The organism is Methylobacterium sp. E-025 (assembly GCF_022829705.1).
In the GTDB taxonomy this organism is placed as follows: domain Bacteria; phylum Pseudomonadota; class Alphaproteobacteria; order Rhizobiales; family Beijerinckiaceae; genus Methylobacterium.
The window spans coordinates 97,679-123,835 of record NZ_JAKSYR010000109.1 but is presented as its reverse complement, the minus strand read 5'-3'; the positions used below and the strand labels follow the sequence as shown (position 1 = coordinate 123,835).

General features: G+C 71.9%; 29 protein-coding genes. 20 read left to right on the top strand and 9 right to left on the bottom strand.

The window, feature by feature from the left end; genetic code table 11:
- The first annotated feature begins 92 nt into the window (after positions 1-92).
- Positions 93-1,349: an FAD-dependent monooxygenase gene (locus MKK64_RS15345; RefSeq protein ID WP_243935738.1), complete on the top strand. Its 1,257-nt coding sequence runs from the start codon at positions 93-95 to the stop codon at positions 1,347-1,349.
- Positions 1,350-1,434: 85 nt separating this feature from the next.
- Here the strand turns inward: MKK64_RS15345 and ppa are convergent, their stop codons facing one another.
- Both ppa and MKK64_RS15335 read right to left on the bottom strand, forming a co-directional pair.
- Complete coding sequence (gene ppa, locus MKK64_RS15340; RefSeq protein ID WP_147730016.1) at positions 1,435-1,971, bottom strand: inorganic diphosphatase; 537 nt, start codon at positions 1,969-1,971, stop codon at positions 1,435-1,437.
- A 117-nt stretch (positions 1,972-2,088) separates the two neighbouring features.
- The gene (locus tag MKK64_RS15335) at positions 2,089-2,595 is read right to left on the bottom strand and encodes a GNAT family N-acetyltransferase (RefSeq protein ID WP_147844117.1); all 507 of its coding nucleotides are present in this window, start codon (positions 2,593-2,595) and stop codon (positions 2,089-2,091) included.
- Positions 2,596-2,787: 192 nt separating this feature from the next.
- On the opposite strand from MKK64_RS15335, the gene MKK64_RS15330 reads away from it, so the two are divergent.
- Positions 2,788-3,513, top strand: coding sequence for a tyrosine-protein phosphatase (locus MKK64_RS15330; RefSeq protein WP_147844116.1), 726 nt, complete (start codon positions 2,788-2,790; stop codon positions 3,511-3,513).
- 1 nt (position 3,514) lies between these two features.
- On the opposite strand, the gene MKK64_RS15325 is transcribed toward MKK64_RS15330, so the two are convergent.
- Positions 3,515-4,375 carry a prephenate dehydratase gene (locus tag MKK64_RS15325; protein WP_243935737.1) on the bottom strand — a complete coding sequence of 287 codons (861 nt, stop codon included), beginning with the start codon at positions 4,373-4,375 and terminating at the stop codon, positions 3,515-3,517.
- 8 nt (positions 4,376-4,383) lie between these two features.
- Positions 4,384-5,127, bottom strand: coding sequence for a 3-deoxy-manno-octulosonate cytidylyltransferase (locus tag MKK64_RS15320; protein ID WP_147729379.1), 744 nt, complete (start codon positions 5,125-5,127; stop codon positions 4,384-4,386).
- Positions 5,128-5,425: 298 nt separating this feature from the next.
- Between MKK64_RS15320 and MKK64_RS15315 the strand changes: the two genes are divergently transcribed.
- Complete coding sequence (locus MKK64_RS15315) at positions 5,426-6,391, top strand: c-type cytochrome (RefSeq protein WP_243935736.1); 966 nt, start codon at positions 5,426-5,428, stop codon at positions 6,389-6,391.
- A 227-nt stretch (positions 6,392-6,618) separates the two neighbouring features.
- Positions 6,619-7,839 carry a tryptophan synthase subunit beta gene (gene trpB, locus MKK64_RS15310; protein WP_147844278.1) on the top strand — a complete coding sequence of 407 codons (1,221 nt, stop codon included), beginning with the start codon at positions 6,619-6,621 and terminating at the stop codon, positions 7,837-7,839.
- A gap of 106 nt (positions 7,840-7,945) precedes the next feature.
- Here trpB and MKK64_RS15305 read toward each other — a convergent pair whose 3' ends face one another.
- Entirely contained in the window at positions 7,946-9,067 is a 1,122-nt protein-coding gene (locus MKK64_RS15305) for an ATP-dependent RecD-like DNA helicase (protein WP_243935735.1), read from the bottom strand.
- Entirely contained in the window at positions 9,064-9,990 is a 927-nt protein-coding gene (gene hemF / locus MKK64_RS15300) for an oxygen-dependent coproporphyrinogen oxidase (RefSeq protein WP_243935785.1), read from the bottom strand. Before hemF ends, MKK64_RS15305 begins: the two co-directional genes overlap by 4 nt.
- Before the next feature lie 152 nt (positions 9,991-10,142).
- Here hemF and MKK64_RS15295 point away from each other — a divergent pair, with 152 nt between their 5' ends.
- The gene (locus MKK64_RS15295; protein ID WP_243935734.1) at positions 10,143-10,568 is read left to right on the top strand and encodes a MerR family transcriptional regulator; all 426 of its coding nucleotides are present in this window, start codon (positions 10,143-10,145) and stop codon (positions 10,566-10,568) included.
- Entirely contained in the window at positions 10,504-10,905 is a 402-nt protein-coding gene (locus MKK64_RS15290; protein WP_147727510.1) for a carboxymuconolactone decarboxylase family protein, read from the top strand. The genes MKK64_RS15295 and MKK64_RS15290 overlap by 65 nt, the downstream gene beginning before the upstream one ends.
- Before the next feature lie 115 nt (positions 10,906-11,020).
- Here MKK64_RS15290 and MKK64_RS15285 read toward each other — a convergent pair whose 3' ends face one another.
- A complete protein-coding gene (locus MKK64_RS15285) occupies positions 11,021-11,482 on the bottom strand; it encodes a tRNA (cytidine(34)-2'-O)-methyltransferase (protein WP_147842697.1) in 462 nt (153 codons plus the stop codon).
- A 168-nt stretch (positions 11,483-11,650) separates the two neighbouring features.
- On the opposite strand from MKK64_RS15285, the gene MKK64_RS15280 reads away from it, so the two are divergent.
- From MKK64_RS15280 to coaA, 14 genes are all read left to right on the top strand, one after another.
- Positions 11,651-13,534 carry an ABC transporter ATP-binding protein gene (locus MKK64_RS15280; protein WP_147859056.1) on the top strand — a complete coding sequence of 628 codons (1,884 nt, stop codon included), beginning with the start codon at positions 11,651-11,653 and terminating at the stop codon, positions 13,532-13,534.
- A 98-nt stretch (positions 13,535-13,632) separates the two neighbouring features.
- On the top strand, positions 13,633-15,069 hold the full coding sequence (locus tag MKK64_RS15275) for an MATE family efflux transporter (protein WP_243935733.1): 1,437 nt from the start codon (positions 13,633-13,635) through the stop codon (positions 15,067-15,069).
- 214 nt (positions 15,070-15,283) lie between these two features.
- Positions 15,284-15,856 carry a ubiquinol-cytochrome c reductase iron-sulfur subunit gene (gene petA / locus MKK64_RS15270; protein WP_147842694.1) on the top strand — a complete coding sequence of 191 codons (573 nt, stop codon included), beginning with the start codon at positions 15,284-15,286 and terminating at the stop codon, positions 15,854-15,856.
- Between the two features lie 17 nt (positions 15,857-15,873).
- Positions 15,874-17,160, top strand: coding sequence for a cytochrome b (locus MKK64_RS15265; protein ID WP_147725806.1), 1,287 nt, complete (start codon positions 15,874-15,876; stop codon positions 17,158-17,160).
- A 20-nt stretch (positions 17,161-17,180) separates the two neighbouring features.
- Positions 17,181-18,092, top strand: coding sequence for a cytochrome c1 (locus tag MKK64_RS15260; protein ID WP_243935732.1), 912 nt, complete (start codon positions 17,181-17,183; stop codon positions 18,090-18,092).
- Positions 18,093-18,354: 262 nt separating this feature from the next.
- The gene (locus MKK64_RS15255; protein WP_147725804.1) at positions 18,355-19,230 is read left to right on the top strand and encodes an S-methyl-5'-thioadenosine phosphorylase; all 876 of its coding nucleotides are present in this window, start codon (positions 18,355-18,357) and stop codon (positions 19,228-19,230) included.
- An 88-nt stretch (positions 19,231-19,318) separates the two neighbouring features.
- Entirely contained in the window at positions 19,319-19,906 is a 588-nt protein-coding gene (gene hisB, locus MKK64_RS15250; RefSeq protein WP_147842693.1) for an imidazoleglycerol-phosphate dehydratase HisB, read from the top strand.
- 87 nt (positions 19,907-19,993) lie between these two features.
- Entirely contained in the window at positions 19,994-20,473 is a 480-nt protein-coding gene (locus MKK64_RS15245; protein ID WP_147725814.1) for a DUF2628 domain-containing protein, read from the top strand.
- Positions 20,474-20,495: 22 nt separating this feature from the next.
- Positions 20,496-21,158 (top strand): imidazole glycerol phosphate synthase subunit HisH, encoded by a 663-nt coding sequence (gene hisH, locus MKK64_RS15240; RefSeq protein ID WP_147725802.1) that lies wholly within the window; start codon positions 20,496-20,498, stop codon positions 21,156-21,158.
- A 44-nt stretch (positions 21,159-21,202) separates the two neighbouring features.
- Positions 21,203-21,949 (top strand): 1-(5-phosphoribosyl)-5-[(5-phosphoribosylamino)methylideneamino]imidazole-4-carboxamide isomerase, encoded by a 747-nt coding sequence (hisA, locus tag MKK64_RS15235; RefSeq protein WP_147725801.1) that lies wholly within the window; start codon positions 21,203-21,205, stop codon positions 21,947-21,949.
- Between the two features lie 37 nt (positions 21,950-21,986).
- A complete protein-coding gene (locus MKK64_RS15230; RefSeq protein WP_243935731.1) occupies positions 21,987-22,472 on the top strand; it encodes a DUF29 domain-containing protein in 486 nt (161 codons plus the stop codon).
- A gap of 11 nt (positions 22,473-22,483) precedes the next feature.
- Positions 22,484-23,260, top strand: a complete 777-nt coding sequence (gene hisF / locus MKK64_RS15225; protein ID WP_147725799.1) for an imidazole glycerol phosphate synthase subunit HisF — start codon at positions 22,484-22,486, stop codon at positions 23,258-23,260.
- A 191-nt stretch (positions 23,261-23,451) separates the two neighbouring features.
- The gene (locus MKK64_RS15220; RefSeq protein ID WP_147725798.1) at positions 23,452-23,775 is read left to right on the top strand and encodes a phosphoribosyl-ATP diphosphatase; all 324 of its coding nucleotides are present in this window, start codon (positions 23,452-23,454) and stop codon (positions 23,773-23,775) included.
- Complete coding sequence (gene coaA / locus MKK64_RS15215; RefSeq protein WP_147725797.1) at positions 23,772-24,782, top strand: type I pantothenate kinase; 1,011 nt, start codon at positions 23,772-23,774, stop codon at positions 24,780-24,782. The genes MKK64_RS15220 and coaA overlap by 4 nt, the downstream gene beginning before the upstream one ends.
- 8 nt (positions 24,783-24,790) lie before the next feature.
- Here the strand turns inward: coaA and thpR are convergent, their stop codons facing one another.
- Positions 24,791-25,330: an RNA 2',3'-cyclic phosphodiesterase gene (thpR, locus tag MKK64_RS15210; RefSeq protein ID WP_243935729.1), complete on the bottom strand. Its 540-nt coding sequence runs from the start codon at positions 25,328-25,330 to the stop codon at positions 24,791-24,793.
- Positions 25,331-25,332: 2 nt separating this feature from the next.
- Positions 25,333-25,983 carry an arylesterase gene (locus MKK64_RS15205; protein WP_243935727.1) on the bottom strand — a complete coding sequence of 217 codons (651 nt, stop codon included), beginning with the start codon at positions 25,981-25,983 and terminating at the stop codon, positions 25,333-25,335.
- Between the last annotated feature and the right edge of the window lie 174 nt (positions 25,984-26,157).

Genomic DNA, 26,157 nt, shown 5'->3' with positions numbered 1-26,157 from the left:
CGCTTCCCTGCGCCCGCCGGACGAGCCCGCGCGTTGCCTGCGGGCGGAAGCGGTGTCACTTCCTCGCGCGAGGGAACGATGAGGACGAGGCGATGAGGGGTTCGACGACCCGCCCGGGCAGCCGCCACCTGCTGCTCGCGGGCGCAGGCATCCCGGGCCTGTCGCTGGCCCTGGCGCTGCGCCAGGCGCACGGCGACGCGCTCGCCGTCACGGTCTGCGATCCGGGCCTTCCGCGCGCGGCCGAGCGGCAGCGCGGCCGGGCCTTCGCCATCGCGGCCGGCGGCCGGCGCATGCTGGAGCGGCTCGGGATCTGGGACCGGCTCGGGGCGGCGGCCGCGCCGATCACCGAGATGGCGATCAGCGACAGCCGGCTCGCCGACCCGGTCCGCCCGGTCTTCCTGACCTTCGCGCAGACGCCGCGCGATTCCGACGGCCCCTTCGCCCACATGGTCGAGGCGGAGACGCTGGCGGCGGCGCTCCGCGCGGCCTGCGCGGCGGCCGGCGTCGCGCTCGACCCGGTCGGGATCGCCCGCGCGGTGCCCGACGGCGACGCGATCCGCGCCACCCTCTCCGACGGCCGCACCCTCCGGGCCGCGCTGCTGGTGGCCGCCGACGGGGCGCGCTCGCGCCTGCGCGAGGCGGCCGGGATCGGCTGGGTCGGCTGGTCGTACCCGCAGACGGGCATCGTCGCGACGATCCGGCACGCGCGTCCGCACGGGGGCCGGGCGACCGAGCACTTCCTCCCGAGCGGGCCGTTCGCGATCCTGCCGCTGGCCGACGGGCCGCAAGGGCACCGCTCCTCGATCGTCTGGACCGAGCGGGCCGCCGACGTCGACGCCCTGCTCGGGGGCGAGCCCGACGCGGTGCTGGCCGAGATCGAGCGCCGGTTCACGCCCGATCTCGGGCGGCTGGCCCTGGAGCAGGGCCCGAGCGCCCATCCGCTCGCCTTCGGCATCGCCCGGCGCTTCCGCGCCGAACGCCTCGCGCTCCTGGGGGATGCCGCCCACGTCATCCACCCGATCGCGGGCCAGGGCCTCAATCTCGGCCTGGCGGATGCGGCGGCCCTCGCCGAGGCGGTCACCGGCGCCCTGCGCCTCGGGCTCGATCCCGGCGCGGCGGACGTGCTCGTCGCCTACGAGCGGGCGCGCCGGTTCGACACGCTGGCGATGGCGGCGGCGACCGACGGGCTCAACCGGCTGTTCTCGAACGACGCCCTGCCGCTGCGGATCGCCCGCGACCTGGGCCTCGGCCTCGTCGACCGGATGCCCGGCCTCAAGCGCTTCTTCGTCGGCGAGGCCGCCGCCGCGCGCGGCGCCCAGCCGCGCCTGCTGCGCGGCGAGGCGCTCTGACGTCATCTCTTCGACGCGCCCGGCTCTCTCCCCGTCCGCGGGGAAGGGAGCCGGGCGCGGGCCTCGATCGGCCCGGGGAAACCCTTCAGGCCTTGGCCTTCTTGGCGCGGTCGATCGCCTCGTGGATCAGGCGGTGGGCCTCGGCCTTGTCGCCCCAGCGCACGAACTTGACCCACTTGCCGGGCTCGAGATCCTTGTAGTGCTCGAAGAAGTGCTGGATCTGCTGGATCGTGATCTCGGGCAGGTCGGTGTAGTTCTCGATCCGGTCGTAGCGCTTGGTGAGGTGGCGCGAGGGCACGGCGATGATCTTCTCGTCCTCGCCGCCCTCGTCCTCCATCACCATCACGCCGACCACGCGGGCGCTCATGATCGCGCCGGGCGCCACGGCGCGGGTGTTGGCCACCAGCACGTCGCAGGGGTCGCCGTCGCCGGACAGGGTGTGCGGGATGAAGCCGTAGTTCCCCGGGTAGAACATCGGGGTGTAGAGGAAGCGGTCGACGACGAGCGCGCCGGCTTCCTTGTCCATCTCGTACTTGATCGGTTCGCCGCCGAGCGGCACCTCGATGATGACGTTGACGTCGTGCGGCGGGTTCTTGCCGATCGAGATGTTGTCGATGATCATGGCGCTGGCGCATCCCGGAAGATCGGGGCCTCGCCCCGTTGCGCGGGTCTCATAAAGCCCTTGGCGCGCGAAGCAAATCCGCGCCGCGCCGCACGCCGCGACGAACGGGAAGAACCGTCAGCCGAACAGGTAGCCGACCTTCGGCAGCGGCACGCCGGCCAAGCGGTCGAGCGCGCGCGGGCCGGGTCGCCCGCCGAGGCCGGCGTAGAAGTCGGCGGCGCGGGCGTTGTCCTCCAGCGTCCAGGCGCCGATCCGCGCCAGGCCGTGGTCGGCGAGGTCGTTGCGGACCGCCAGGAACAGGCGCCGCCCGAGGCCGACGCCCTGGTATTCCGGCCGGAGATAGAGCTCGTCGACCTCGCCCTCGACGCCGAGCGACCGGCTGCGGGCGCGGCCGTAGCCGGCGTAGCCGACCACCGTGTCGGCGGTCTCGACCACCGCGATCGGCCGGCCGCGCTTGAGCGCGGCGCGCCACCACGCGCCGTCGCGCTGCGCGATCAGCCGCTCCAGCGCGACGCCCGGGATGATCCCGCGATAGGCCTCGCGCCAGGCCGCATCGAACACCGCCGACAGCGCGCCGACATCCGCGTTGCGGGCCCGGCGGATGCTCGTGGTGCGGGTGCTCATGGCCGGACCCTTCGGTTCGATCGTGCGGTTGGCGGGGGGCAACCCGCGGCAGGCCGTCAGGTTCGCCCCCGATCGGGGCGAACAGAAGGCAGCCAAGCGCCCTTCGCGACGGGCACAGGCAAGGGAGATGCCGAATTGCCGGCCCGGGGGCGCGCTGATAGAGCCTGCCCCTCGCCACCACCGCGAGAGCCCGTGTTCAACCGCTTCCTCAGCCCCGAGACCCGCTACGCCCGGCGCATGGCCCGCATCGAGCGCTTCGCGCGGCCGATCAGCGGCGCGCCGGCACGGCTCGGCGCCTGGGCGAACATGCTGTTCGTCGATCACGGCATCTTCCGGATGGCCTATCTCAACCGCCACCGGATCGGCACGGGCAAGATGTGGCGCTCGGCCCAGCCGGGCCCGCACCAGCTGGCGCGCTTCCGGGCGGAGGGGGTCCGCACCGTGGTCTCGCTGCGCGGCGGGCGCGAGCACGGCTCCTGGCCGCTGGAACGCGAGGCCTGCGAGCGCCAGGGGCTCAAGCTCGTCGAGTTCGTGCTGCGCTCGCGCGAGGCGCCCTCCCGCGAGACGATCCTGGCCGCGCGCGACTTCTTCGCCGGCCTCGAATACCCGGCGGTGATGCACTGCAAGTCGGGCGCCGACCGGGCGGGCCTGGGCGCCGCCCTCTACCTGATCCTGCACGAGGACCGCCCGGTGGCGGAGGCCGCGCGCCAGCTCTCGGCCCGCTACGGCCATTTCCGCTTCGCCAAGACCGGGATCCTGGATGCGTTCTTCGCCCGCTACGCCCTGGAGGGCGCAGGGCAGGGGCTCGACTTCCTGACCTGGGTCGAGACCGTCTACGACCCGGAGGCGCTCAAGCGCGGCTTCCGGCCGGGCTTCTGGTCCGACGTGGTGGTCGACCGGGTGATCGGGCGGGAGTGAGCTACTCCGCCGCCGGCCGCGCCGCGTCGCGGAACGGGTGGGCCGGGTAGGTCCCGACGATCCGCAGCTCGCGCGAGAAGTAGGCGAGCTCGGCCAGCGCGCGGGCGAGGCCCGGCTCCTCGGGATGGCCGTCGACCTCGGCGTAGAACTGCGTCGCGGTGAACTCGCCGTCGACCATGTAGCTCTCGAGCTTCGACATGTTGACGCCGTTGGTCGCGAAGCCGCCGAGCGCCTTGTAGAGCGCGGCCGGGATGTTGCGCACCCGGAAGACGAAGCTCGTCACCATCGGGCGGTCGCCCGCCGCCACCGGCAGGGCCTCGGGGCGGAACACCACGAAGCGCGTCGTGTTGTGGGCCTCGTCCTCGACGTCGCGGGCGAGGATGTCGAGGCCGTAGACCTCCGCCGCCAGAGCCGGCGCCAGCGCCGCGCGGGAAGGATCGCCCGCCTCCATCACTTCGCGGGCGGCGCCCGCGGTGTCGCCGGCCACCACCGCCTTGAGGCCGAGCCGCCGGATGATGCGACGGCACTGGCCGAGCGCGTGGACGTGGGTGTGGACCGAGCGCAGGTCCTCGATCCGCGTGCCCGGCAGCACCATGAGCTGGAAGTGGATCGGCAGGAAGTGCTCGGCGACGATGTGCAGGGCCGAGGTCGGGATCAGGTGGTGGATGTCGGCGACGCGGCCGGCGATCGAGTTCTCGATCGGGATCATCGCCGCCTGCGCACGGCCCTCGGTGACCGCCGCGAAGGCGTCCTCGAAGGTGGGGCAGGGCAGGGCGGTCCAGTCCGGGTAGGCCTCCTCGCAGATGATGTGCGAGTTGGCGCCGGGCTCGCCCTGGTAGCTGATGGTCTTCGGATCGGTCATCGCAACGGTCAGTTGAGGCGGCGGGCGCCGAGCAGCGCGCGGGCGCGCTCCAGATCGGCGGGGGTGTCGACGCCGAGCGGCAGGTCGTCGACGATCGCGGCGTCGATGCGCATCCCGGCCTCCAGCGCGCGGAGCTGTTCCAGCTTCTCGCGGGTCTCGAGCTCGCCCGGCGGCAGCGCCATGAAGCGCGCCAGCGCCCGGCGGCGATAGGCGTAGAGGCCGATATGGTGGAACAGCGGCCCGTCGCCCCAGGGGGCGCGGGCGCGGGTGAAGTAGAGCGCGCGCAGGCGCTCCGGCCCGACCGTGTGGCCGACGAGCTTGACCACGTTCGGGTTCTCGGCCTCCGCCGGGTCGACGATCGGCGCGCACAGCGTGGCGATGTCGACCGCGCGGTCGGCGAGCAGCGCCACCGCCGCCCCGATCGCCCGCGGATCGATCGTCGGCAGGTCGCCCTGCACGTTGACGACGACGTCGTGGTTGCCCTGCGGGTCGACGATCTCCAGGGCCTCGGCGAGGCGGTCGGAGCCCGACGGGTGATCGGCCCGCGTCATCACCGCGACGCCGCCCACCGCCTCGACCGCGGCGGCGATCTCGGCGGTGTCGGTGGCGACGACCACCGGCCCGATCCCGGCCTCGACCGCGCGGCGCCAGACATGCACGATCATCGCCTCGCCGGCGATCAGCGCCAGGGGCTTGTTCGGCAGCCGCGTCGCCGCGAGGCGGGCGGGGATCAGGACGAGGGGATCGGACATCGACGGGCGATCTGCGGGACGGCGGCCGGGCCGCGGGCCGGTGCTTAACAGGCGCCCGCCGGCTTGTCATCGAAGCCGTGCGCCGGCCCTCGGGCGCGCGGCGCGGGCACCCCGCGCCGCCCGGGCGCGTCGAGGCGGGCGGCGGCGTGCGACCAATCGTGTGCCGACTGTCACCCATTCCGCCATTGTCAAGGTCGGCTTCGAACGGCTAAGCACCCTCGAAATCTTCCAAAGTCCGGCGCCGGCAGGCCGGGCGCGGATTCGCCCGCCGCGCAGCGCGACAGGAGTTGAAGAAAGCATGGACTCGTTCGAGCTGAACAAGGTGGCCGGTGCGGTGCTCGGCGCCCTGCTGTTGGTGGCCGGATCGGGCTTCGTCGCCGAGCTGATCTACCATCCCAAGCCCGCGGGCAAGGCCGGCTACGACCTGCCCGAGGCCAAGGAGGAGAGCGCCGCGGCGCCCAAGGCCGCCAAGGTCGAGCCGATCGCCGTGCGGCTGGCCTCCGCCAACGTCGAGAAGGGCCAGGGCGGCACCAAGGCGTGCCAGGCCTGCCACAGCTTCGAGAAGGGCGGCCCGAACAAGGTCGGCCCCGACCTGTGGGAGGTGGTCGAGCGCAAGAAGGGCAGCCACGAGGGCTTCGACTACTCGGCCGGCATGAAGGAGAAGGGCGGCACCTGGACCTACGCCGACCTCGACGAGTTCCTCACGAGCCCCAAGGCCTACGTGAAGGGCACCAAGATGGCGTTCGCCGGCATCGGCTCGCCTCAGGAGCGCGCCAACGTCATCGCCTACCTCCACACCCTGTCGGACAGCCCCAAGCCGCTGCCGGCGGTCGAGAAGGCGGCGGATGCCAAGCCGGCCGATGCCAAGCCCGCCGACAAGCCCGCCGAAGCCAAGCCCGCCGAAGCCAAGCCGGCGGACAAGCCGACCTCCGAGAAGCCGGCGGCCGGCAAGGCCTCCGAGGGCAAGGACAGCCCGGCCAAGCCCGCCGACACCAAGGCGGAGGGCGCCAAGCCGGTGACCGAGAAGCCGCCGGGCGCGCCCGCCGGCGCCGGCTCCGAGAACCGCAACGCGGTCGAGCAGAAGTCGGCGCCCGAAAGCAGCGGGCCGTCGCCCGCCGCCGACACGGCGCCTGCGCCGACCGCGCCGCCGGCGCCCGCGACCACCGAGGCGCCGGCCAAGGCCGACCCCGCGGCCGAGCAGAAGGCCCAGGATCTCAAGGCGAACGGCAGCGAGCAGGGCGTCCCCGCCGACAAGCCGCAATAGCCCGGCACGGACGGGATCGGACGACGAGGGCCGGGCGGCGACGCCCGGCCCTTTTTCGTCCCGCCGCGACGGTCGGCCCCGGCCGCCATGCGCGGGCGCGTGTTGACCCGCGGGGCGATCCTACCGCAAACCGGACCCGACCCGGCGCGCCCGGTGCGCCACGCACCCGGACCGCCCTTCGCGATCACCGCGTCGCGACCCCACCCTCGCGAACAAGGACGCGATCCGTGACCCTCTCTCCCCCTCCGAACTCGTTCCGCACCGGCCCCGACGAGCGCGGCCGGTTCGGCATCTTCGGCGGCCGCTTCGTCGCCGAGACGCTGATGCCGCTGATCCTCTCCCTGGAAGAGGCCTACGCCGCGGCCAAGGCCGACCCGGGGTTCCAGGCCGAGATGGACGGCTACCTCAAGCACTACGTCGGCCGGCCGAGCCCGCTCTACTTCGCGGAGCGGCTGACCGAGCATTGCGGCGGCGCGAAGATCTACTTCAAGCGCGACGAGCTGAACCACACCGGCTCGCACAAGGTGAACAACGTCCTCGGGCAGATCCTGCTCGCCCGCCGGATGGGCAAGAAGCGGATCATCGCCGAGACCGGCGCCGGCCAGCACGGCGTCGCCACCGCGACCCTCTGCGCCCGGTTCGGCCTGACCTGCGTGGTCTACATGGGCGCCGTCGACGTGGCGCGCCAAGCCCCGAACGTCTTCCGGATGAAGATGCTCGGCGCCGAGGTGATCCCGGTCGAGTCCGGCACCAAGACCCTGAAGGACGCGATGAACGAGGCCCTGCGCGACTGGGTCACCAACGTCGCCGACACGTTCTACTGCATCGGCACGGTCGCCGGGCCGCACCCCTATCCGGCGATGGTGCGCGACTTCCAGTCGATCATCGGGCGCGAGACCAAGGAGCAGATGCTGGAGGCCGAGGGGCGGCTGCCCGATTCGCTCGTGGCCTGCATCGGCGGCGGCTCCAACGCGATGGGGCTGTTCCACCCCTTCCTCGACGACCGCGACGTGGAGATCTTCGGCGTCGAGGCCGCGGGCCACGGCGTCTCGTCGGGCCTGCACGCCGCCTCGCTCTCGGGCGGACGGCCGGGGGTGCTGCACGGCAACCGCACCTACCTGCTGATGGACGACGACGGGCAGATCGCGGACGCGCACTCGATCTCGGCCGGCCTCGACTATCCCGGCATCGGCCCCGAGCACGCCTGGCTGCACGAGGCCGGCCGCGTCACCTACCTCTCGGCCACCGATCAGGAGGCGCTCGGCGCGTTCAAGCTGTGCTCGATGCTCGAGGGCATCATCCCGGCGCTGGAGCCGGCCCACGCCCTCGCCAAGGTGCTGGAGATGGCCCCGAAGAAGCCGGCCGACCATCTCATGGTGATGAACCTGTGCGGCCGCGGCGACAAGGACATCCCGCAGGTGGCGGAGATCTTCGGGACGAAGCTCTGAGACTGCAAGCCCTCCCCCGCACCCAAGTCGGGCCTGCCCGACTTGGGCACACAGGGTGCGGATCTCGGGCGAGCACGAGATCCGTCGGGGGAGGGAAGAGCCGGTCCTACACCACCACCGTGATCGCCTGCGCCGCGCGGGTCAGGCCGGTGTAGAGCCACCGCGCCCGGTGCTCGCGGAAGGCGAACGATTCGTCGAACAGCACCACCTTGTCCCACTGCGAGCCCTGCGCCTTGTGGACGGTGAGGGCGTAGCCGTAGGTGAACTCGTCGGTCTCCCGGCGCAGGAAGGCCGGGATCTCCTCCTCCGACCCGGAAATCACGGCGCGTAAAACCTTGATGTCGATGGCGCGCTTGCGCGTGCCGGCGTCGTCCTCCGGCACCACGTCGAGGCGGATCGTGTCGGGGCGGGGCGGTGCGCGCAGGGCCTGCACGGTCCAGGTCGAGCCGTTGAGCAGGCCCTTCGTGCGGTCGTTGCGCAGGCAGACCAGCTTCTCGCCCACCGCCGGCATCGGGTCGACGTGGCCGGCCAGCTCCCGCAGCCGCCCATTGTAGAGACGGCGGGTCTTGTTCATGCCCACCAGCACCTGGTCGCAGTCGAGCACCTGGGTCGGGTCGATGGCGCGGCGCGAGACCACGCGGCTGGCGCCGTACTCGCCGAGCGCGAGCCGGCCGCCCTCGCGCACCGTCATCGCCATGCGCACGATCGGGTCGTCCTTGGCCTGGCGGTGGACCTCGGTCAGCATCACGTCGGGCTCGGCCTCGGTGAAGAAGCCGCCGCCGCGCACCGGCGGCAGCTGCGCCGGGTCGCCGAGCACCAGCACCGGCTTGTCGAACGACAGCAGGTCGTGGCCCAGGTCCGCGTCGACCATCGAGCACTCGTCGATGACGATGAGGTCGGCCTTGGCCGCCGGCCCGGCGCGGTTCAGCGAGAAGGCGGGGCCGCCCTCTTCCGTCTCCTTGGTGCGGTAGATCAGCGAGTGGATCGTCGCGGCGTCCTGGCAGCCCTTCTGGCGCATCACCGAGGCCGCCTTGCCGGTGAAGGCGCCGAACACCACCGAGCCGTCGACGTCGTCGGCGATGCGGCGGGCCAGCGTGGTCTTGCCGGTGCCGGCGTAGCCGAACAGCCGGAACACCTGGGCGGCGCCCTTGTCCTTGCGCCAGGCGGCGATGGCCTTCAGCGCCGCGTCCTGCTGCGGGGCGAAGCTTTTGGGGAGGCCCTCGCTCACGGCCAGCGCACGGTCGGCGGCAGCGACGACAGGATCGAGGCGACGTTGCCGCCGGTCTTCAGGCCGAAGATCGTGCCGCGGTCGTGGAGCAGGTTGAACTCGACGTAGCGCCCGCGCCGCACCTGCTGCTCCAGCCGGTCGGCCTCGGTCCAGGGCGTCGCGACGTTGCGCCGGACGATCTCGGGATAGGCCGCGAGGAAGGCGCCGCCGACGTCGCGGGTGTAGGCGAGGTCGGCCTGCGGGTCGCCGGTCCAGTGGTAGTCGTAGAAGATCCCGCCGACGCCGCGGGGCTCCTTGCGGTGCGGCAGGTAGAAGTATTCCTCGCACCACTGCTTGTACTTGTCGTAGTTCGCCGCCGGGGCGTGGGCGTCGCAGGCTGCCTTGAGGCAGGCGTGGAAGTGCTGCGTGTCGGGGTCGTCCTGCGTCCGCCGGCGCTCGAGCACCGGGGTGAGGTCGGCCCCGCCGCCGAACCACGTCTTCGTCGTCACCACGAAGCGGGTGTTCATGTGGACCGTCGGCACGTTCGGGTTCCACGGATGCGCGATCAGCGAGATGCCGGTGGCGAAGAAGCGCGGATCCTCCGCAGCGCCCGGCATCTGGGCGCGGAACTCCGGCGCGAACTCGCCGTGCACCGCCGAGACGTGGACGCCGGCCTTCTCGAACACCCGGCCGTGCAGCATCGCCATGGTGCCGCCGCCACCGGGCCGGCCGGTGTGGTCGGTCCGCTCCCAGGGGGTTTTTTCGAAGTGCCCAGCCGCAGCGGGTGCGTCCGGATGGAACGGCCCCTCGGCCTCGGCCTCCAAGGTCTCGAGCGCGCCGACGATGCGGTCGCGCAGCGTCGTGAACCACGCGGTCGCCTCGGCCTTGAGCGCCGTGACGTCGGCCTTGGGCAGGCGGGGGCGGGCTGTCTCGGTGTCCGGCATCGTCATGGACGGGATGTCCCACTCCGCCCCGGCGGCGTCAATTCACGCATCGCGAAACCGGGCTTCGACCCGCGCTTGACTTCGAGCGCGCTCGAAGCCGTGGCATCGTGGCGAGGGCCCAAAGGGTCAAAGGGCCGAGAGGCAAGCGGTGCATGCGGATCGGCGAACTCGCCAAACGCTCGGGCCTGACGGCCCACACCCTCCGCTACTACGAGCGGATCGGGCTGCTGCCGTTCGTCGAGCGGGACGCCGCGGGGCACCGGGACTACGACGGGTCGATCCTGGCCTGGATCGGCTTCCTCGACCGTCTCAAGACCACCGGCATGCCGATCCGGACGATGCTGCATTACGCGGCCCTGCGGCGCGCCGGACCGGCGACGGCTCCGGAACGGCGCCTGCTGCTCGAACGGCATCGCGCGCAGGTCCGCACGCACGTCGCCGCGTTGCAGGACGCCCTGGCCGCCCTCGACACGAAGATCGCCGGCTATGCCTGCTCGACCGAAGGGATGCACGATGACGACCGACCAGAGCCCGACCCCGGAAAGCCGCTACGCGCGGGGCGCCCGCGCGCTCGCTGAGATCGACGGGCAGGCCGGGGAGCACGTGATCGCGGCGCTGTCCGGCATCGCCCCGGATTTCGCCCGCTACCTGATCGAGTTCCCGTTCGGCGACATCTACAGCCGCCCCGGCCTCGACCTGCGATCGCGGGAGATCGCCACGATCGCGGCGCTGACGGCGATGGGCAACGCCGCGCCGCAGCTGAAGGTGCACATCGAGGCGGGCCTGAACGTCGGCCTGTCCCGCGACGAGATCACCGAGGTGATCATGCAGATGGCGGTCTATGCCGGCTTCCCGGCCGCCCTCAACGGCCTGTTCGCCGCCAAGGAGGTCTTCGCGGCCCGCGCGCCGGCGTGACGGCGTGACGGCGTGACGGCGTGACGCCGATCGCGCGGGCGCGAGCCACCGCCCACGGCGGCGAACCGGCGCGAGGCGCCCGGCGACACCGTCGGGCGCGCGCGGGCCGGGCGCCTCAGGCCGTCGGCCCGGCCCCCTGCCGGATCGCCTCGCCGCAGATCATCGCCGCGGCGACCGCGACGTTGAGCGAGCGCATTCCGGCGCGGATCGGCACCACCACCCGCGCGTCGGCCGCGGCGTGGACCGCCTCGGGCACGCCGGCCGATTCGCGGCCCATCAGGATGCAGTCGCCGTCGCGGAAGGCGAAGCCCGTGTAGGGCAGGGCGCCCGCGGTGGTGGCGAGCACCAGGCGGATTCCCGCCTGGAGGCGCCATTCCGAGAACGCCGCCCAGGAACGGTGCCGGGTGATCGCGACGTGGTCGAGGTAGTCGAGCCCCGAGCGGCGCAGGTGACGGTCGGACACGTCGAAGCCCGCCGGCTCGACGATCTCGACGGAGAGCCCGAGGCAGGCCGCCATGCGCAGCAGCGTGCCGGTGTTCTGGGGGATGTCGGGCTGGTAGAGCGCGAGGCGGAGCATGCTCCGGGGATATCCGCTTCGGCGCCGCCGACCAATCCACGCCGGCACGGCCGATCCGTGCCGACGCATGGCAGCCCCGACGCGCTGCGGCATCGCTCCCCGCTTGGCCGGGACGACCGCGGGCTTACATGAGGGTCACGCCTCCCCGACGCAAAGCACCGTGACACCATGTTCCTCGATTGGCTCGAGCGCCGCATCGACCCGTTCGCGCCCTTCGACGCGGAGCGGATGCCCCCCAAGACCGTGCTCGGCTTCGCCGCGTTCTACCTGCGCCCGATGCGGGCCGCGCTCGCCGCCCTGTTCGTCATCGCGGTGGTGGCGGGCACGGTCGAGGCCTCGCTCTACCTGCTGATGCGCTGGTTCATCGACCTGATGAACGGCGCCGACCGGACGACGCTGCTGCAGGATCATGGGCTCGCGCTGGCGCTCGCCGCGCTGTTCCTCGTGGTGGTGCGGCCGACCACGATCTGGCTGCACGAGGTCGCCTCGAACCAGCTCATCGTGCCGCAGACCACCAACCAGGTCCGCTGGCGCACCCACCTCTACACGCTCGGCCACTCGCTCTCGTACTTCCAGGGCGACTTCGCCGGCCGCCTCGCCAACCGCATCGTCCAGGTCGGCCCGGCGGTGCGCGAGATCGCGGTCGTGTTCATCGACACCCTGCTCTACGTGGCGATCTACGCGATCACCGCGGTCGGCCTGTTCTCGTCGATCTCGGTGTGGCTGGCCTTGCCGGTGGTGGCCTGGATCGCGGCCTATGCCGGGCTGACGGCGTGGTTCGTGCCGCGGGCGCGCGAGCGGTCGCACCGCACCGCCGAGACCCGCTCGGCGCTGGTCGGGCGGGTGGTCGACAGCTACACCAACATCCTCACCGTCAAGCTCTTCGCCCGCGACCGCGAGGAGCGCGCGGCCGTGCGCGAGGCGATCGATAGCAACACCCGGACCTACCTGCACCAGTTCCGGCTGGTGACGCTGACGACGACCCTGCTCGGCATCCTCAACAGCGCCCTGCTGCTCGCCACCGGCGCCCTGTGCCTGATGCTGTGGCAGCGCGGCGGCATGACCACGGGCGAGGCCGCCGCCGGCCTCGCGCTGGTGCTGCGCCTGCTCGCGATGTCGGGCTGGGTGATGCAGACCGTGCGCGGCGTGTTCGAGAACGTCGGCGTGATCCAGGAGAGCATGCAGACGATCAGCCGTCCGCACGGGCTCGTCGACGCGCCCGACGCCGCCGTGCTGAAGGTCGCGGGCGGGGACATCCGCTTCGAGAACGTCGGCTTCCATTACGGCCGCGGCGACGCCAACGTGATCGAGAACCTGTCGCTGCACATCCGGGCCGGCGAGAAGGTCGGGCTCGTCGGCGTCAGCGGCGCGGGCAAGACCACGATCACCTCGCTGCTGCTGCGCCTGCACGACGTCGAGAGCGGCCGCATCACCGTCGACGGCCAGGACATCGCGCGCGTCACGCAGGATTCGCTGCGGGGCGCCATCGCCATGGTCAGCCAGGACACCTCGCTGCTGCACCGCTCGATCCGCGACAACATCGCCTACGGCCGCCCCGACGCGACCATGGACGCGGTCGCCCGCGCCGCCGAGCTCGCCCATGCCGACGCCTTCATCCACGACCTCGTCGACCACAAGGGGCGGCGCGGCTACGACGCCCAGGTCGGCGAGCGCGGGGTGAAGCTCTCGGGCGGCCAGCGCCAGCGCATCGCCATCGCCCGGGTGATCCTCAAGGACGCCCCGGTGCTGATCCTCGACGAGGCGACCTCGGCGCTGGATTCGGAGGTCGAGGCGGCGATCCAGGAGAGCCTCGACACCCTGATGCAGGGCAAGACCGTGCTCGCCATCGCCCACCGGCTCTCGACCATCGCGGCGCTCGACCGCCTCGTGGTCATCGACGAGGGCCGCATCGTCGAGGAGGGGACGCATGCCGAGCTGATCGGCCGCGGCGGCCTCTACGCCCGATTGTGGGAGCGCCAGTCCGGCGGCTTCCTGCCCGACCGGGCGCCCAAACCCGAGCCCCGTCGGATTTCCGACGCGTTGCCTGGGTAGGACGCGCGGAACCAGAGCCCGGAATGACGGGGAGGGCATAGGACCTCTCTGCATTCAAATGGGCGGCCGCGCCGGCCAGATCATCGAAAGACCAAGACATGCCGGCATTCGGCCTCGCGGCCTCGGCCGGGGAGGGGCGGCCTCCCGTCCGGCGAGCGTGGATCGCGGAGCTGCGCGCGACCCTCGCGCTCGCCGCGCCCCTCGTCCTCACCAACCTCGCCCAGCACGGGCTTATCACCGCCGACACGGTGATGCTCGGCCGCCTGGGCGCGCCCGAGCTCGCGGCGGCGACGCTGGCCACCAGCCTGTACTTCATCCTGTTCATCTGCGGCATCGGCCTGACCTCGGCGGTGGCGCCCCTGATCGCGGAGGCGCTCGGGCGTGACCGCACCGATTCGGACGCCGTGCGCCGCCTCGTGCGGGCCGGGTTCTGGGCCGCGACCCTCGTCGCGATCCCGCTGATGCTCGGGCTGTGGCACACGCGGGCGCTGCTGGAAGCGATCGGCGAGCCGCCGGCGCTGGCCGAGGATGCCGGCCGCTACATGCGCGCGCTGGAATGGGCGATGTGGCCGGCCCTGCTGTTCATGGTGCTGCGCGGCACCTTCGCGGCGCTGGAGCGCCCGAGCTGGCCGCTCGCCGCCAGCCTGATGGCGCTGCCGGTCAATATCGGCCTCGGGGTCTGGCTCGCCTTCGAGGGCCCCGGACGCCTCGGCATGGGGCTGGTCGGGGTCGGCATCGCCACCACCTGCGCCGCGTTCTTCACCCTCCTCGTGCTCGTCGCGGTGATCCTGCGCGACCGCGGCCTGCGCCGGTACCAGCTGCTGCACCGGGTCTGGCGCTTCGATGCGAAGCGCCTCTCGGCCCTGTTCCGCCTCGGCCTGCCGATGGCGGGGACGGGGCTCGCGGAAGCCGGCCTGTTCGAGGCGGCGGTGCTCGGCATGGGGCTGTTCGGCGCGGCCCAGCTCGCCGCGCACGCGGTGGCGATCCAGATCGCGGCGCTCTGCTTCATGGTCCCGAACGGGGTCGCGCAGGGCGCCACCGTGCGCGTCGGCCTGCGGCACGGCGCGCACGACCCGCAGGGCGTGCGGCTCGCCGGCCGCGTCGCGCTGGCGCTCGGCTTCGGCTTCATGGCGGCCTGCGCCAGCCTCCAGCTCGGCGCGCCGCGCCTGCTGATCGGGCTGTTCCTCGACGTCGAGGCACCCGCCAACGCCGCGGTGATGCCCTACGCGGTCGGCTTCCTCGGCTTCGCGGCGCTGTTCGCGGTGGCCGACGGGGTCCAGTCCGTCGCCCTCGGGATGCTGCGCGGCCTGCAAGATACGAAGGTGCCGATGCTGATCGCCGTCGGCGGCTATTGGGGCATCGGCGTGCCCGCCGGCGCGGCGCTCGCCTGGGGGGCGGGGCTGCAGGGCTACGGGATCTGGCTCGGCTTCTGCGCCGGCCTGTTCGTCGTCGCGATCCTGCTCACCGCCCGCTGGCGCCGCCTGACCGCGCTTCGGGACCGCAGGCCCGGGCCCGCCGGGCCGCCCGCGCGATAGGAAACCCGATCCGTGTCGTCCTCCGGCACAGCTTGGCTTGACTTCGGGCGACGTGCGGTCGCATTGCACAGATTAGAACGATGATGCTCTGGTCCGCTCCGCACGGGCGGTCCGACGCGGCGGGCGAGATCGGATTTCCATCCGCCCGGGAGCGCTCCGCCGACCTGCCCGACGCCACGAGATCGGGCGACGGCACACTGGGAGATTGACGACCTTGGCGAACACCTCCGCCGCCGCGTCCACCGGCACCGCCGCCCCGGACGGAACCCGCCGCGATTTCCTGTACCTGGCCACCGGCGCGGGCGCCGCCGTCGGCGTCGGCGCCGTCGCCTGGCCCTTCGTCGCCTCGATGGCGCCGGACGCCGCCACCATCGCCGCCGGCGCGCCGATCGACGTCGACCTCGCCCCGATCACCGACGGCCAGATCATCAACGTGTTCTGGCGCGGCAAGCTGATCTTCGTCCGCAAGCTCACCGAGAAGGAGGTGACGGACATGAAGGCGATCCCGGAGAGCCAGCTCTCCGATCCGGCTCCCTTCGGCACGCGGGTGAAGAAGGGCCACGACCAGTGGCTCGTGGTCTACGGCAACTGCACCCATCTCGGATGCGTGCCGATCGGCCACCAGGGCAACTTCGAGGGCTGGGCCTGCCCCTGCCACGGCTCGCAGTTCGACGCGGTCGGCCGCGTCCGCCGCGGCCCCGCCCCGATCAACCTTCCGATCCCGCCCTATTCCTTCCAGACCGACGCGAAGATCCGCATCGGCGAGGAAGCCAAGGCCGCGGCCTGAGACACGAGGGACCGCCCATGAGCGCTCACGCCAACGCCTACGTCCCCAAGAGCCGCCTCGCGAAGTGGTTCGAGGCCCGCCTGCCGATCGTCGGGCTGGTGCACTCGTCGTTCGTCGCCTTCCCGGTGCCGCGCAACCTGAACTACTTCTGGACCTTCGGCGCGATCCTGATCGCCTTCCTCGGCATCCAGATCGTCACCGGCGTCTGGCTCGCGATGCACTACGAGCCCTCGGCGACCCAGGCGTTCAACTCCGTCGAGCACATCATGCGCGACGTGAACTACGGCTGGCTGCTGCGCTACGCCCACGCCAACGGCGCATCGATGTTCTTCGTCGCGGTCTACGTGCACATCTTCCGGGCGCTGTATTACGGGTCGTACAAGGCACCGCGCGAGGTGCTCTACATCCTCGGCGTGATCATCTACCTCCTGATGATGGCCACCGCCTTCCTCGGCTACACCCTGCCCTGGGGCCAGATGAGCTTCTGGGGCGCGACCGTCATCACCAACATCCTCGCGGCGATCCCCGTGGTCGGCGACACCATCCAGAGCCTGCTCTGGGGCGGATACTCGGTCGGCAACCCGACGATCAACCGCTTCTTCTCGCTGCACTACCTGCTGCCGTGGATGATCGCCGGCGTCGTGGTGCTCCACGTCTGGGCGCTGCACGTCACCGGCCAGAACAACCCGACCGGCATCCCGATCAAGTCCTCGAAGGACGCGGTGCCCTTCACCCCCTACGCCACGATCAAGGACGTGTTCGCCACCGTGGTGTTCATGATCCTGTTCGCGTGGTTCATCTTCTACCAGCCGAACTATCTCGGCCACGCCGACAACTACGTCCCGGCCAACCCCGCCGTGACCCCGGCCCACATCGTGCCCGAATGGTACTTCCTGCCGTTCTACGCGATCCTGCGCGCGGTGCCGTCGAAGCTCGGCGGCGTGATCCTGATGTTCTCGGCGGTGCTGATCCTCGCGCTCGCGCCGTGGCTCGACACCTCGCGGGTGCGCTCGTGCAACTACCGGCCGATCTACCGCCAGTTCTTCTGGCTGTTCCTGGCAGTCACGGTCATCCTCGGCTGGCTCGGCGCCAAGCCGCCGGAAGGCGGCTACGTCATCGCCTCGCAGATCTGCACCTTCTACTACTTCGCCCACTTCCTCCTCGTGATGCCGATCGTCGGCCTGATCGAGACGCCGAAGGCGCTGCCCGGGTCGATCCTGGAGAGCGTGACCGGGCCGGGCAAGCAGGTGAGCGGGTCCGGGCTGCCGGCGGGCGCCGCCGCGGCGCCGACGACCAAGGGCTGAGGGCAGGACCGGAACCGACGATGAAACTCTCGAGCCTTCTCGCCGCCTCCCTGCTGGCGCTCTCCCTCGGCGCCCCGCTGGGCTCCTCGGCGGCCTCCGCCGAGGACGCGCATGGCGGCAACCAGCCGCCCCGCCTCCAGTGGAGCTACGCCGGCGTGTTCGGCCGCTTAGACCAGGCGCAGCTCCAGCGCGGGTTCCAGGTCTACAAGGAGGTCTGCTCCGCCTGCCACTCGATGAAGCTGGTGGACTTCCGCAACCTCGCGGAGGAGGGCGGTCCCGACTTCTCGGAGAGCCAGGTCAAGGCGCTCGCCGCGACCTACCAGGTCAAGGACGGCCCGAACGACGCCGGCGAGATGTTCGAGCGGCCCGGCCGCCCGGCCGACAAGTTCCCGCCGCCCTTCCCGAACGACCAGGCGGCGGCGGCGGCCAACGGCGGCAAGGCGCCGCCGGACTTCTCGGTGCTGGCCAAGGCCCGCACCTTCGAGCGCGGCTTCCCGTGGTTCATCACCGACGCGCTGCCCTTCGTCGGCTATTCCGAGCAGGGCGTGGACTACATCCACGCGGTGCTGAACGGCTACGAGGAGCCCCCGAAGGGCACCGACGTGCCGGACGGCGTGCACTACAACAAGTACTATCCCGGCCACCTGATCGCGATGCCGAACCCGATCAGCGACGGCCAGGTGACCTACCCGAAGAACGAGGCCGGCCAGCCGGTCGTGCCGGAGACGGTCGACCAGTACACCCGCGACGTGGCGGCCTTCATGGCCTGGGCCGCCGAGCCGCACATGATGGCGCGCAAGGCGCTCGGCTTCCGGGTGATCCTGTTCCTGATCCTGCTCTCGGGGCTGCTGTACTACGTCAAGAAGCGGGTCTGGGCCGACGTCGGCGGCGAGGTCCACGGTCTCCAGCCCGAGCTGCACAAGGCGGGTTGACGCCCGATCGATCCACGGACGACCGAACGGGCCCCTCGCGGGGCCCGTTCGCGTTTTTGCCGCGCGCGCAGTTCGTGATAGCGGGACGCGGAGATCTCGACCTCGCCGAGACCTGCGCGGGTCCCTTCCCCCGGGGGGAGAAGGACAGGATGAGGGGCGTGCGCCGTCCGGAGAGGTCACGCCCCTCACCCCACCCCTCTCCCCATGGAGAGGGAGCCCCGCAGCGGCTCCTACGCGCCACCTTCGACAACGGACGATCGACATGACGGCAGCGGTGCTCGGTGTGATGGGCGGGTCGGGGGTCTACGACCTGCCGGGGCTCGAGGACGTGCGCGAGGAGCGGGTGGCGTCGCCCTGGGGCGAGCCGTCCGACGCCCTGCGGATCGGGCGCATCGGGGACACCAAGGTGGTGTTCCTGGCCCGCCACGGCCGCGGGCACCGCCTCTCCCCGTCCGGCATCGACTACCGCGCCAACATCGACGCGCTGAAGCGGGCCGGCGTCACCGACCTCGTCGCGCTGTCGGCCTGCGGCTCGTTCCGCAACGAGCTGCATCCGGGCCTGTTCGTGCTCGTCGACCAGTTCGTCGACCGGACGGTGGGGCGCGCGTCCTCGTTCTTCGGCAACGGCTGCGTCGCCCACGTCTCGCTCGCCCACCCGGTCGGCCCGAACCTGCAGAAGCGCATCGCGAACGCGGCGGAGGCGGAGGGGATCGCCGTGCATCGCGGCGGCACCTACGTCTGCATGGAGGGGCCGCAATTCTCCTCGCTCGCCGAATCGAAGAGCTACAAGGCGCAAGGGTTCGACGTGATCGGCATGACCAACATGCCCGAGGCCAAGCTCGCCCGCGAGGCCGAGATCACCTACGCCACCATCGCGATGGTCACAGACTTCGACTGCTGGCATCCAGGCCACGACGCGGTCGACGTGGCCTCGGTCGTCGCGGTGGCGCGGGCCAACGCCGACAAGGCCGCCCGCCTCGTGGCGCGGCTCGCCCGCGACCTGCCCGCGACCCGCGAGGATTGCCCGGCCGGCTCGCACCGGGCGCTCGACGGCGCGATCATGACGGCGCCGTCCCACCGCGACCCGGACCTGCTGGCCAAGCTCGACGCGGTGGCGGGGCGCGTGCTCAAGGATTGAGCCGAGCCCTTCCCCCGGCGACGGCTTCCGCACTAGAAGGCACGAAAGCCGGCCGCATCGGCCCGGCGAACGAACACCCACGAAGACCATGCGCAGCGCCAGCATCAGCCGGAAGACGGCGGAGACCGACGTGTCGGTCTCGATCGACCTCGACGGCACCGGCAAGGCCGGGATCGCCACCGGGGTCGGCTTCCTCGACCACATGCTCGAGCTGTTCGCCCGGCACGGCCTGTTCGACGTCGAGGCGCGGGTGACCGGCGACCTGCACGTCGACCAGCACCACACGGTGGAGGATTGCGGCATCGCGCTCGGCCAGGCCTTCGCGAAGGCGCTCGGCGACAAGCGCGGCATCGCCCGCTACGCCGACATCCACATGCCGATGGACGAGACGTTGAGCCGGGTCGCGATCGACATCTCGGGCAGGCCGTTCCTGGTGTTCCGCACCGCCTTCCGCGTCGAGAAGATCGGTGCTTTCGACACCGAGCTGGTGCGCGAGTGGTTCCAGGCCTTCGCCATGAACGCCGGCATCACGCTCCACGTCGAGACGCTCTACGGCGACAACGCCCATCACATCGCCGAGAGCTGCTTCAAGGGGCTGGCCCGCGCCTTGCGGAAGGCCGTCGCGGTCGATCCCCGCGAGGAGGGACGCGTTCCCTCGACCAAGGGTTCGCTGTAGGCGAGGATCGCGGACGGCCGTCGCGGCGGGCTCGCGCAGCCGCCTCCGGCGTTCGGCCGACAGGAAAGGGAAGGGGTCGCCATGAGGATGCGCAGCTACACGCTCCATCTGCCGCACGAGGCCCGCTCCGGCGAGGCGCACGACCTCGACCGGGCGCAGCTGGTGCCGGACGGGTTCTCGTGGGCGGCCTTCGCCTTCTCGGTGCTGTGGTTCCTCTATCACCGCCTCTGGCTCGCAGCCCTGTTGGTGCTGGCCGGGCTGGGCGCCACCGCGCTCGTCGGCTACGGCCTCGGCCTGTCGCCCGCCGCCGGCACCGCGATCACGCTGCTGGTCCTGGTGCTGATCGGGCTCGAGGCGTCCTCGCTCCGGCGCTGGACGCTCGCCCGCAACGGCCGGCCGGCGCGCGACGCGGTGGTGGCCTTCAACGCCGACGAGGCCGAAGCCAAGGCGATGACGCGCTGGCTCGACCCCGCCCCCGCGCCGACCGTCCGGGCCTCGACCGCGTTCGCGGGCAACCGCGCGGCCGAGCCTGTGATCGGCCTGTTTCCCGCGCAGGGCGGCCGGTGAGCGTCTTCGAGGAACAATGACCGTGAGCGCCGAGACCGTCGCGATCATCGATTACGGGTCGGGCAACCTGCACTCGGCGGCCAAGGCCTTCGAGCGGGCGGCCCGCGAGGCCGGGCTGCCGGAGACCCGCATCGTCGTCACCGGCGATCCGGACGCGGTCGCGCGCGCTGACCGGATCGTGCTCCCCGGGGTCGGCGCCTACGCCGATTGCCGCCGCGGGCTCGATGCCGTCCCCGGCCTCGTGGCGGCGATGACCGATGCCGCCATCGGGTCGGGGCGTCCCTTCCTCGGCATCTGCGTCGGCATGCAGCTGATGGGAACGCGCGGCCTCGAATACGAGACCACGGAAGGCCTCGGCTGGATCTCCGGCGACGTCGGCCCGATCCGGCCGTCCGACCCCACGCTCAAGATCCCGCACATGGGCTGGAACACCCTGACGCCGTCCCGCGACCATCCGCTGCTCGACGGCATCCGCACCGGGCCGGACGGGCTGCACGCCTACTTCGTGCACAGCTTCGCCCTGAAGGCGGATCGCCCGGACGAGGTCGTCGCCGAGGCGGCCTACGGCGGTCCCGTCACTGCGATGGTGGCGCGCGACAACCTCGCCGGCACCCAGTTCCACCCGGAGAAGAGCCAGCATCTCGGGCTGGCCCTGCTCGCGAACTTTCTGCGCTGGCGGCCGTAACCGCCGCGCCCTCCGTCGAACGACCAGAAGAAACGAGCGTCCGCGTGATCCTGTATCCGGCCATCGATCTCAAGGAAGGGCACTGCGTCCGCCTCGTGCAGGGCGACATGGCCCAGGCCGTGGTGTTCAACGACGACCCGGCGGCGCAGGCCCGGGCCTTCGCCGAGCAGGGCTTCTCCTGGCTCCACGTGGTCGACCTCGACGGTGCCTTCGCCGGGGCGCCGATGAACGCGGCCGCCGTCGACGCGATCCTCGCCCAGGTCGACATCCCGGTGCAGCTCGGGGGCGGCATCCGCGAGATGCGCACGCTGGAGGGCTGGCTCGAGAAGGGCGTCGCACGGGTGATCATCGGCACGGCGGCCGTGCGCGACCCGGCCTTCGTCCACGAGGCGGCGCGGCGCCATCCCGGCAGGATCGCGGTGGGCATCGACGCCAAGGACGGGCGCGTCGCGGTGGCGGGCTGGGCCGAGACCTCGAGCATGACCGCCGAGGACCTCGGCCGCCGGTTCGAGGATGCCGGCGTCTCGGCGATCATTTACACCGACATCGCCCGCGACGGCATCCTGAAGGGCCTCAACATCGAGATGACGGTGGCGCTCGCCGAAGCCGTGAGCATCCCGGTGATCGCGTCGGGCGGCCTTGCCTCGATCGAGGACGTGCACCGCCTGCTCGAGCCCGATTGCGCGATGCTGGCCGGCGCGATCACGGGGCGCGCCCTCTACGACGGCCGCATCGACCCGCGCGCGGCGCTGTTCGCGATCAGGGCGGCGCGCGGAGGCGGCGCTTCGTGATAGGCTCGCCCGGTCAAGGGTTTGCCGGGAGGCGGCGATGACGGCTTCGGCGAAGGCGGCGCGACCGGCCGAGACCGGGACGGCCTACGCGGACGACTTCTACGCCTGGACGCAGGAGCAGGGGGCACGCCTCCGGGCGGGCGACCTGACCGGCCTCGATCGGGAGAACCTCGCCGAGGAGATCGAGAGCTTGGGTCGCAGCCAGTTCAGCAGCCTCGTCGGCGCGTGGCGCATCGTCCTGCTGCATATGCTCAAGTGGGATCACCAGCCATCGCGACGGACGCGAAGCTGGGTGATCTCGATCGCGACGCATCGGGTGGCTGCGGCCGACGAGCTGGCGGACAGTCCCGGCCTGAAGAGCCGTCGGGTGGAAGCGATGGAACGCGCCTACCGCCGCGCCCGTCTCGAAGCGGCTGACGAGACCGGCCTTCCGCTGAAGACCTTTCCCGAGACCTGCCCCTACACCCACGACGAGATGCTCACGCGTCCCTTCGCGATCGACCCCGACGACACGACCGCCTGAAGGCTCCCAGCGTGCTCAAGACCCGCATCATTCCCTGCCTCGACGTCAAGGACGGCCGCGTCGTCAAGGGCGTGAAGTTCCTCGAGCTGCGCGACGCGGGCGATCCGGTCGAGGCGGCCAAGGCCTACGACGCGGCCGGGGCCGACGAACTCTGCTTCCTCGACATCACCGCGAGCCACGAGGCGCGCGGCACCCTGCTCGACGTGGTGAGCCGCACGGCGGAGGCCTGCTTCATGCCGCTCACCGTCGGCGGCGGCGTGCGCGCGGTGGCGGACGTGCGCGCGCTGCTGCTCGCCGGCGCCGACAAGGTCGCGATCAACACCGCGGCCGTGAACGATCCCGACCTCGTCGCGCGGGCCGCCGAGAAGTTCGGCGCGCAATGCGTCGTGGTGGCGATCGACGCCAAGCGCACCTCCGCGCCGGGCGAGCCGGACGCGTGGCAGATCTTCACCCATGGCGGCCGCACCCCCACCGGCCTCGACGCGATCGCCTTCGCCCGCACGGTGGCGGCCAAGGGAGCGGGCGAATTGCTCGTCACCTCCATGGACCGGGACGGGACGCGCTCGGGCTACGACCTCGCGCTGATCCGCGCCGTCGCCGACGCGGTGACCGTGCCGGTGATCGCCTCGGGCGGCGTCGGCGGGCTCGACGACCTCGTGGCCGGCGTCGCCGAAGGCCATGCCAGCGCGGTGCTCGCGGCCTCGATCTTCCATTTCGGGGAAGCCAGCGTCGCCGAGGCCAAGGCGCACATGGCGGCGGCCGGCCTCGCGATGCGGCTGGACGCCTGACCCGAGATCGGGAAGACGCCGGGGGCCGCGGCCGGATCCGGCACCATTTTTCCGACAATTCCACCCGCCCGTCGCGCAAATGCGGGTGGCGAGGCGCTGCTGTGCCGGCTCCCGGCTTGCCCGGCGCCCGCCGTTGACGCAGGTTCCGGCGACGGCATCGTCGTTTCCGAACCCTGCCGCACGGGTCCTCTATGTCCGCCTACACCCTCGACGACCTCGCCCGCCTGGTGGCGAGCCGCGCCGGCACCGCGCCCGACCAATCGTACACGGCCAAGCTGCTCGCGGGCGGCCCGGCCAAGGCCGCCAAGAAGCTCGGCGAGGAGGCGGTGGAGGCCGCCATCGCCGCGGTGCAGGGCGACAAGACCGGGCTGACCAACGAGGCGGCGGACGTGCTCTACCACCTCGTGGTGCTGCTGCGCGCCGGCGGCGTCGAGCTCTCCGCGGTGATGGCGGAGCTGGAGCGCCGCACGGCGCAGAGCGGCATCGCCGAGAAGGCGTCGAGGCCGCCGGCATGAAGGCGGCCGCGCTCGCCGCCGGCCAGACCCCGGTGACGGGGCAGAACCCGGTCACCGGCGACGGGTCGGAGCGGCTGTCGCCCTACCGCCTGTTCAGCCGCGAATCCTGGGCACAGCTGCGCGCCGACACGCCGCTGACGCTGACGCAGGAGGACATCGAGCGCCTGCAATCGCTGAACGACCCGATCTCGGTGGAGGAGGTGGTCGCGATCTACCTGCCGCTGTCGCGGCTGCTCGCGCTCTACGTCGCAGCGAGCCAGGGCCTGTTCAAGGCGACCCAGCGCTTCCTGATGGCCGAGCGCGAGACCAAGGCGCCCTACATCATCGGGCTCGCCGGATCGGTGGCGGTGGGCAAGTCGACCACGGCCCGCGTGCTCGCCGCGCTGCTCGCGCGCTGGCCGAACACCCCGAAGGTCGACCTCGTCACCACCGACGGGTTCCTGCTGCCGAACGCCGCGCTCGCCGCGCAGGGCATCATGGACCGGAAGGGATTTCCCGAGAGCTACGACACCGCCGCCCTGCTGCAGTTCCTGCACGACGTGAAATCCGGCCGGAAGCGCGTCACCGCTCCCCTCTACTCGCACCTCGTCTACGACCGGGTGGACGGCGAGGAGCGGGTGGTCGAGAGCCCCGACATCCTGATCGTCGAGGGCCTGAACGTGCTGCAGCCGGCCCGCCTGCCGCGCGACGGCACCGCGATTCCGTTCGTCTCCGACTTCTTCGACTTCTCGATCTACCTCGACGGGCACGAGGACGATCTGCACCGCTGGTACGTGATGCGCTTCATGCGCCTGCGGCAGACCGCGTTCCGCGACCCCCGCTCGTATTTCCGCAAGTACGCCGAGGTGCCCGAATCGGAAGCGCTCGCCATCGCCGACCGGCTGTGGACGACGATCAACCTGCCGAACCTGCGCGACAACATCCTGCCGACCCGCCAGCGCGCCAGCCTGATCCTGGCCAAGGGCGCGAGCCATCGCATCGAGAGCGTCGCGCTGCGGCGGTTGTAGGACCCCGCTCAGGCGAACGGAAACGCCGCCTCCGCGACGTAGGGCCCGCCCCCGGTCGAGTCGCGCGCCGAGTACAGCACCACCTGCGTCACGGAAAAGCGCAGCGGCGTGAAGATCGGCGCCTGCGACAGGTACATCGCCACCGCCTCGGGCGTGGCCTCGCGGCGCAGGCGCGCCAGCGTCACGTGCGGCACGAACCTGCGCCGTTCCGGCTCGGCGCCCGCCCGGCGGATCAGGCGCTCCTGCTCGGCCTGGAGGTCCATCAGGTCGGGGGTGGCGGCGACGCTGGCGAGCAGCGCGCGCGGCTTGTCGCCGCCGAACACCGAGAGGCCGTCCAGCACCACCTCGAGCGCCGGCCGCGCCCGCATCTCCGACAGCGCCTCGACCGCGTCCTCGGCAAGCGCGACCGGCACGTCGCCGAGGAAGCGCAGGGTGACGTGGTGATCCGACGGCTCGATCCAGCGTGCGCCCTGCAGGCCGCCGCGGAACGGCGCCAGCCCGGCGGCGATCTCCGGCGGGAGGCCGAGCGCCGTGAACAGGCGCGGCATCGCTAACGAGCCCCGGCCGGGAGCCGCCCGAGGAAGGTTTCGACCGAGGGCAGGATGCCGGCCACGATCACGTCGACGCCCTTGGCGTTCGGGTGGAGCCCGTCGTCGAGGGTGTAGGCGCGGTCGCCGACCATTCCAGCCATGAAGAACGGGTACAGCACGAGGTCGTAGGTCCGGGCGAGATCCGGGTAGATCGCGTCGAAGCGCGCGACGTAGTCGGGCCCGAGGTTGGTCGAGGCCCGCATGCCGGCGAGCAGCACCGGGATGCCGCGCGCCTTCAGCCGCGTCACGATCGCCTCCAGCGCCTTCCGCGTCACGGCGGGATCGGTGCCGCGCAGCATGTCGTTGGCGCCGAGCTCCAGGATCACCCCGTCGGTGCCGTCGGGCACCGACCAGTCGACCCGGTCGAGGCCGTTGGTGGCGGTCTCGCCCGAGACGCCGGCATTGGCGACCGTCACCGTCCGGCCTTTCGCAGCGAGCGCCCGCTCCAGCACCGCCGGGAAGGCGGAGCCCGCCGGAAGGCGGTAGCCCGCGGTGAGGCTGTCGCCGAGCGCGACGAGCCGGATCGGCTTCGATTCGGGCTTCGGATCCGCCTTGGCCGGCGCGAGGCCCGCCATCGACAGGACCAGCCCCGCTGCGGCAAAGAGCGCCATCAGCGCCGCCCTGCGCCGGCCATCATGGCGTGGCTCCGTCGCGCTCGCCATATCGAGCCCGCGCGCATCGCCCGGCACGGGTCGTGCCGGAGCGCACCGAACGTTCGTCCGCCAACCGTGATCTCCGTCCCGCATGTTCGCCATCCGCCACAGATCGGCTCGACCGTGACCGCC

Bases quoted from the DNA above. Each gene is read 5' to 3' on its own strand.
- MKK64_RS15245 (WP_147725814.1), top strand. From the start codon at position 19,994: ATGCGCAGCTACACGCTCCATCTGCCGCACGAGGCCCGCTCCGGCGAG.
- MKK64_RS15220 (WP_147725798.1), top strand. From the start codon at position 23,452: ATGTCCGCCTACACCCTCGACGACCTCGCCCGCCTGGTGGCGAGCCGC.
- MKK64_RS15295 (WP_243935734.1), top strand. From the start codon at position 10,143: ATGCGGATCGGCGAACTCGCCAAACGCTCGGGCCTGACGGCCCACACC.
- MKK64_RS15325 (WP_243935737.1), bottom strand. From the start codon at position 4,375: ATGACCGATCCGAAGACCATCAGCTACCAGGGCGAGCCCGGCGCCAAC.
- MKK64_RS15260 (WP_243935732.1), top strand. From the start codon at position 17,181: ATGAAACTCTCGAGCCTTCTCGCCGCCTCCCTGCTGGCGCTCTCCCTC.
- MKK64_RS15345 (WP_243935738.1), top strand. From the start codon at position 93: ATGAGGGGTTCGACGACCCGCCCGGGCAGCCGCCACCTGCTGCTCGCG.
- MKK64_RS15285 (WP_147842697.1), bottom strand. From the start codon at position 11,482: ATGCTCCGCCTCGCGCTCTACCAGCCCGACATCCCCCAGAACACCGGC.
- MKK64_RS15205 (WP_243935727.1), bottom strand. From the start codon at position 25,983: ATGGCGCTCTTTGCCGCAGCGGGGCTGGTCCTGTCGATGGCGGGCCTC.
- MKK64_RS15255 (WP_147725804.1), top strand. From the start codon at position 18,355: ATGACGGCAGCGGTGCTCGGTGTGATGGGCGGGTCGGGGGTCTACGAC.
- MKK64_RS15290 (WP_147727510.1), top strand. From the start codon at position 10,504: ATGACGACCGACCAGAGCCCGACCCCGGAAAGCCGCTACGCGCGGGGC.
- MKK64_RS15280 (WP_147859056.1), top strand. From the start codon at position 11,651: ATGTTCCTCGATTGGCTCGAGCGCCGCATCGACCCGTTCGCGCCCTTC.
- thpR (WP_243935729.1), bottom strand. From the start codon at position 25,330: ATGCCGCGCCTGTTCACGGCGCTCGGCCTCCCGCCGGAGATCGCCGCC.
- hisB (WP_147842693.1), top strand. From the start codon at position 19,319: ATGCGCAGCGCCAGCATCAGCCGGAAGACGGCGGAGACCGACGTGTCG.
- MKK64_RS15335 (WP_147844117.1), bottom strand. From the start codon at position 2,595: ATGAGCACCCGCACCACGAGCATCCGCCGGGCCCGCAACGCGGATGTC.
- hemF (WP_243935785.1), bottom strand. From the start codon at position 9,990: ATGCCGGACACCGAGACAGCCCGCCCCCGCCTGCCCAAGGCCGACGTC.
- ppa (WP_147730016.1), bottom strand. From the start codon at position 1,971: ATGATCATCGACAACATCTCGATCGGCAAGAACCCGCCGCACGACGTC.
- MKK64_RS15265 (WP_147725806.1), top strand. From the start codon at position 15,874: ATGAGCGCTCACGCCAACGCCTACGTCCCCAAGAGCCGCCTCGCGAAG.
- MKK64_RS15315 (WP_243935736.1), top strand. From the start codon at position 5,426: ATGGACTCGTTCGAGCTGAACAAGGTGGCCGGTGCGGTGCTCGGCGCC.
- MKK64_RS15230 (WP_243935731.1), top strand. From the start codon at position 21,987: ATGACGGCTTCGGCGAAGGCGGCGCGACCGGCCGAGACCGGGACGGCC.
- MKK64_RS15320 (WP_147729379.1), bottom strand. From the start codon at position 5,127: ATGTCCGATCCCCTCGTCCTGATCCCCGCCCGCCTCGCGGCGACGCGG.
- coaA (WP_147725797.1), top strand. From the start codon at position 23,772: ATGAAGGCGGCCGCGCTCGCCGCCGGCCAGACCCCGGTGACGGGGCAG.
- MKK64_RS15275 (WP_243935733.1), top strand. From the start codon at position 13,633: ATGCCGGCATTCGGCCTCGCGGCCTCGGCCGGGGAGGGGCGGCCTCCC.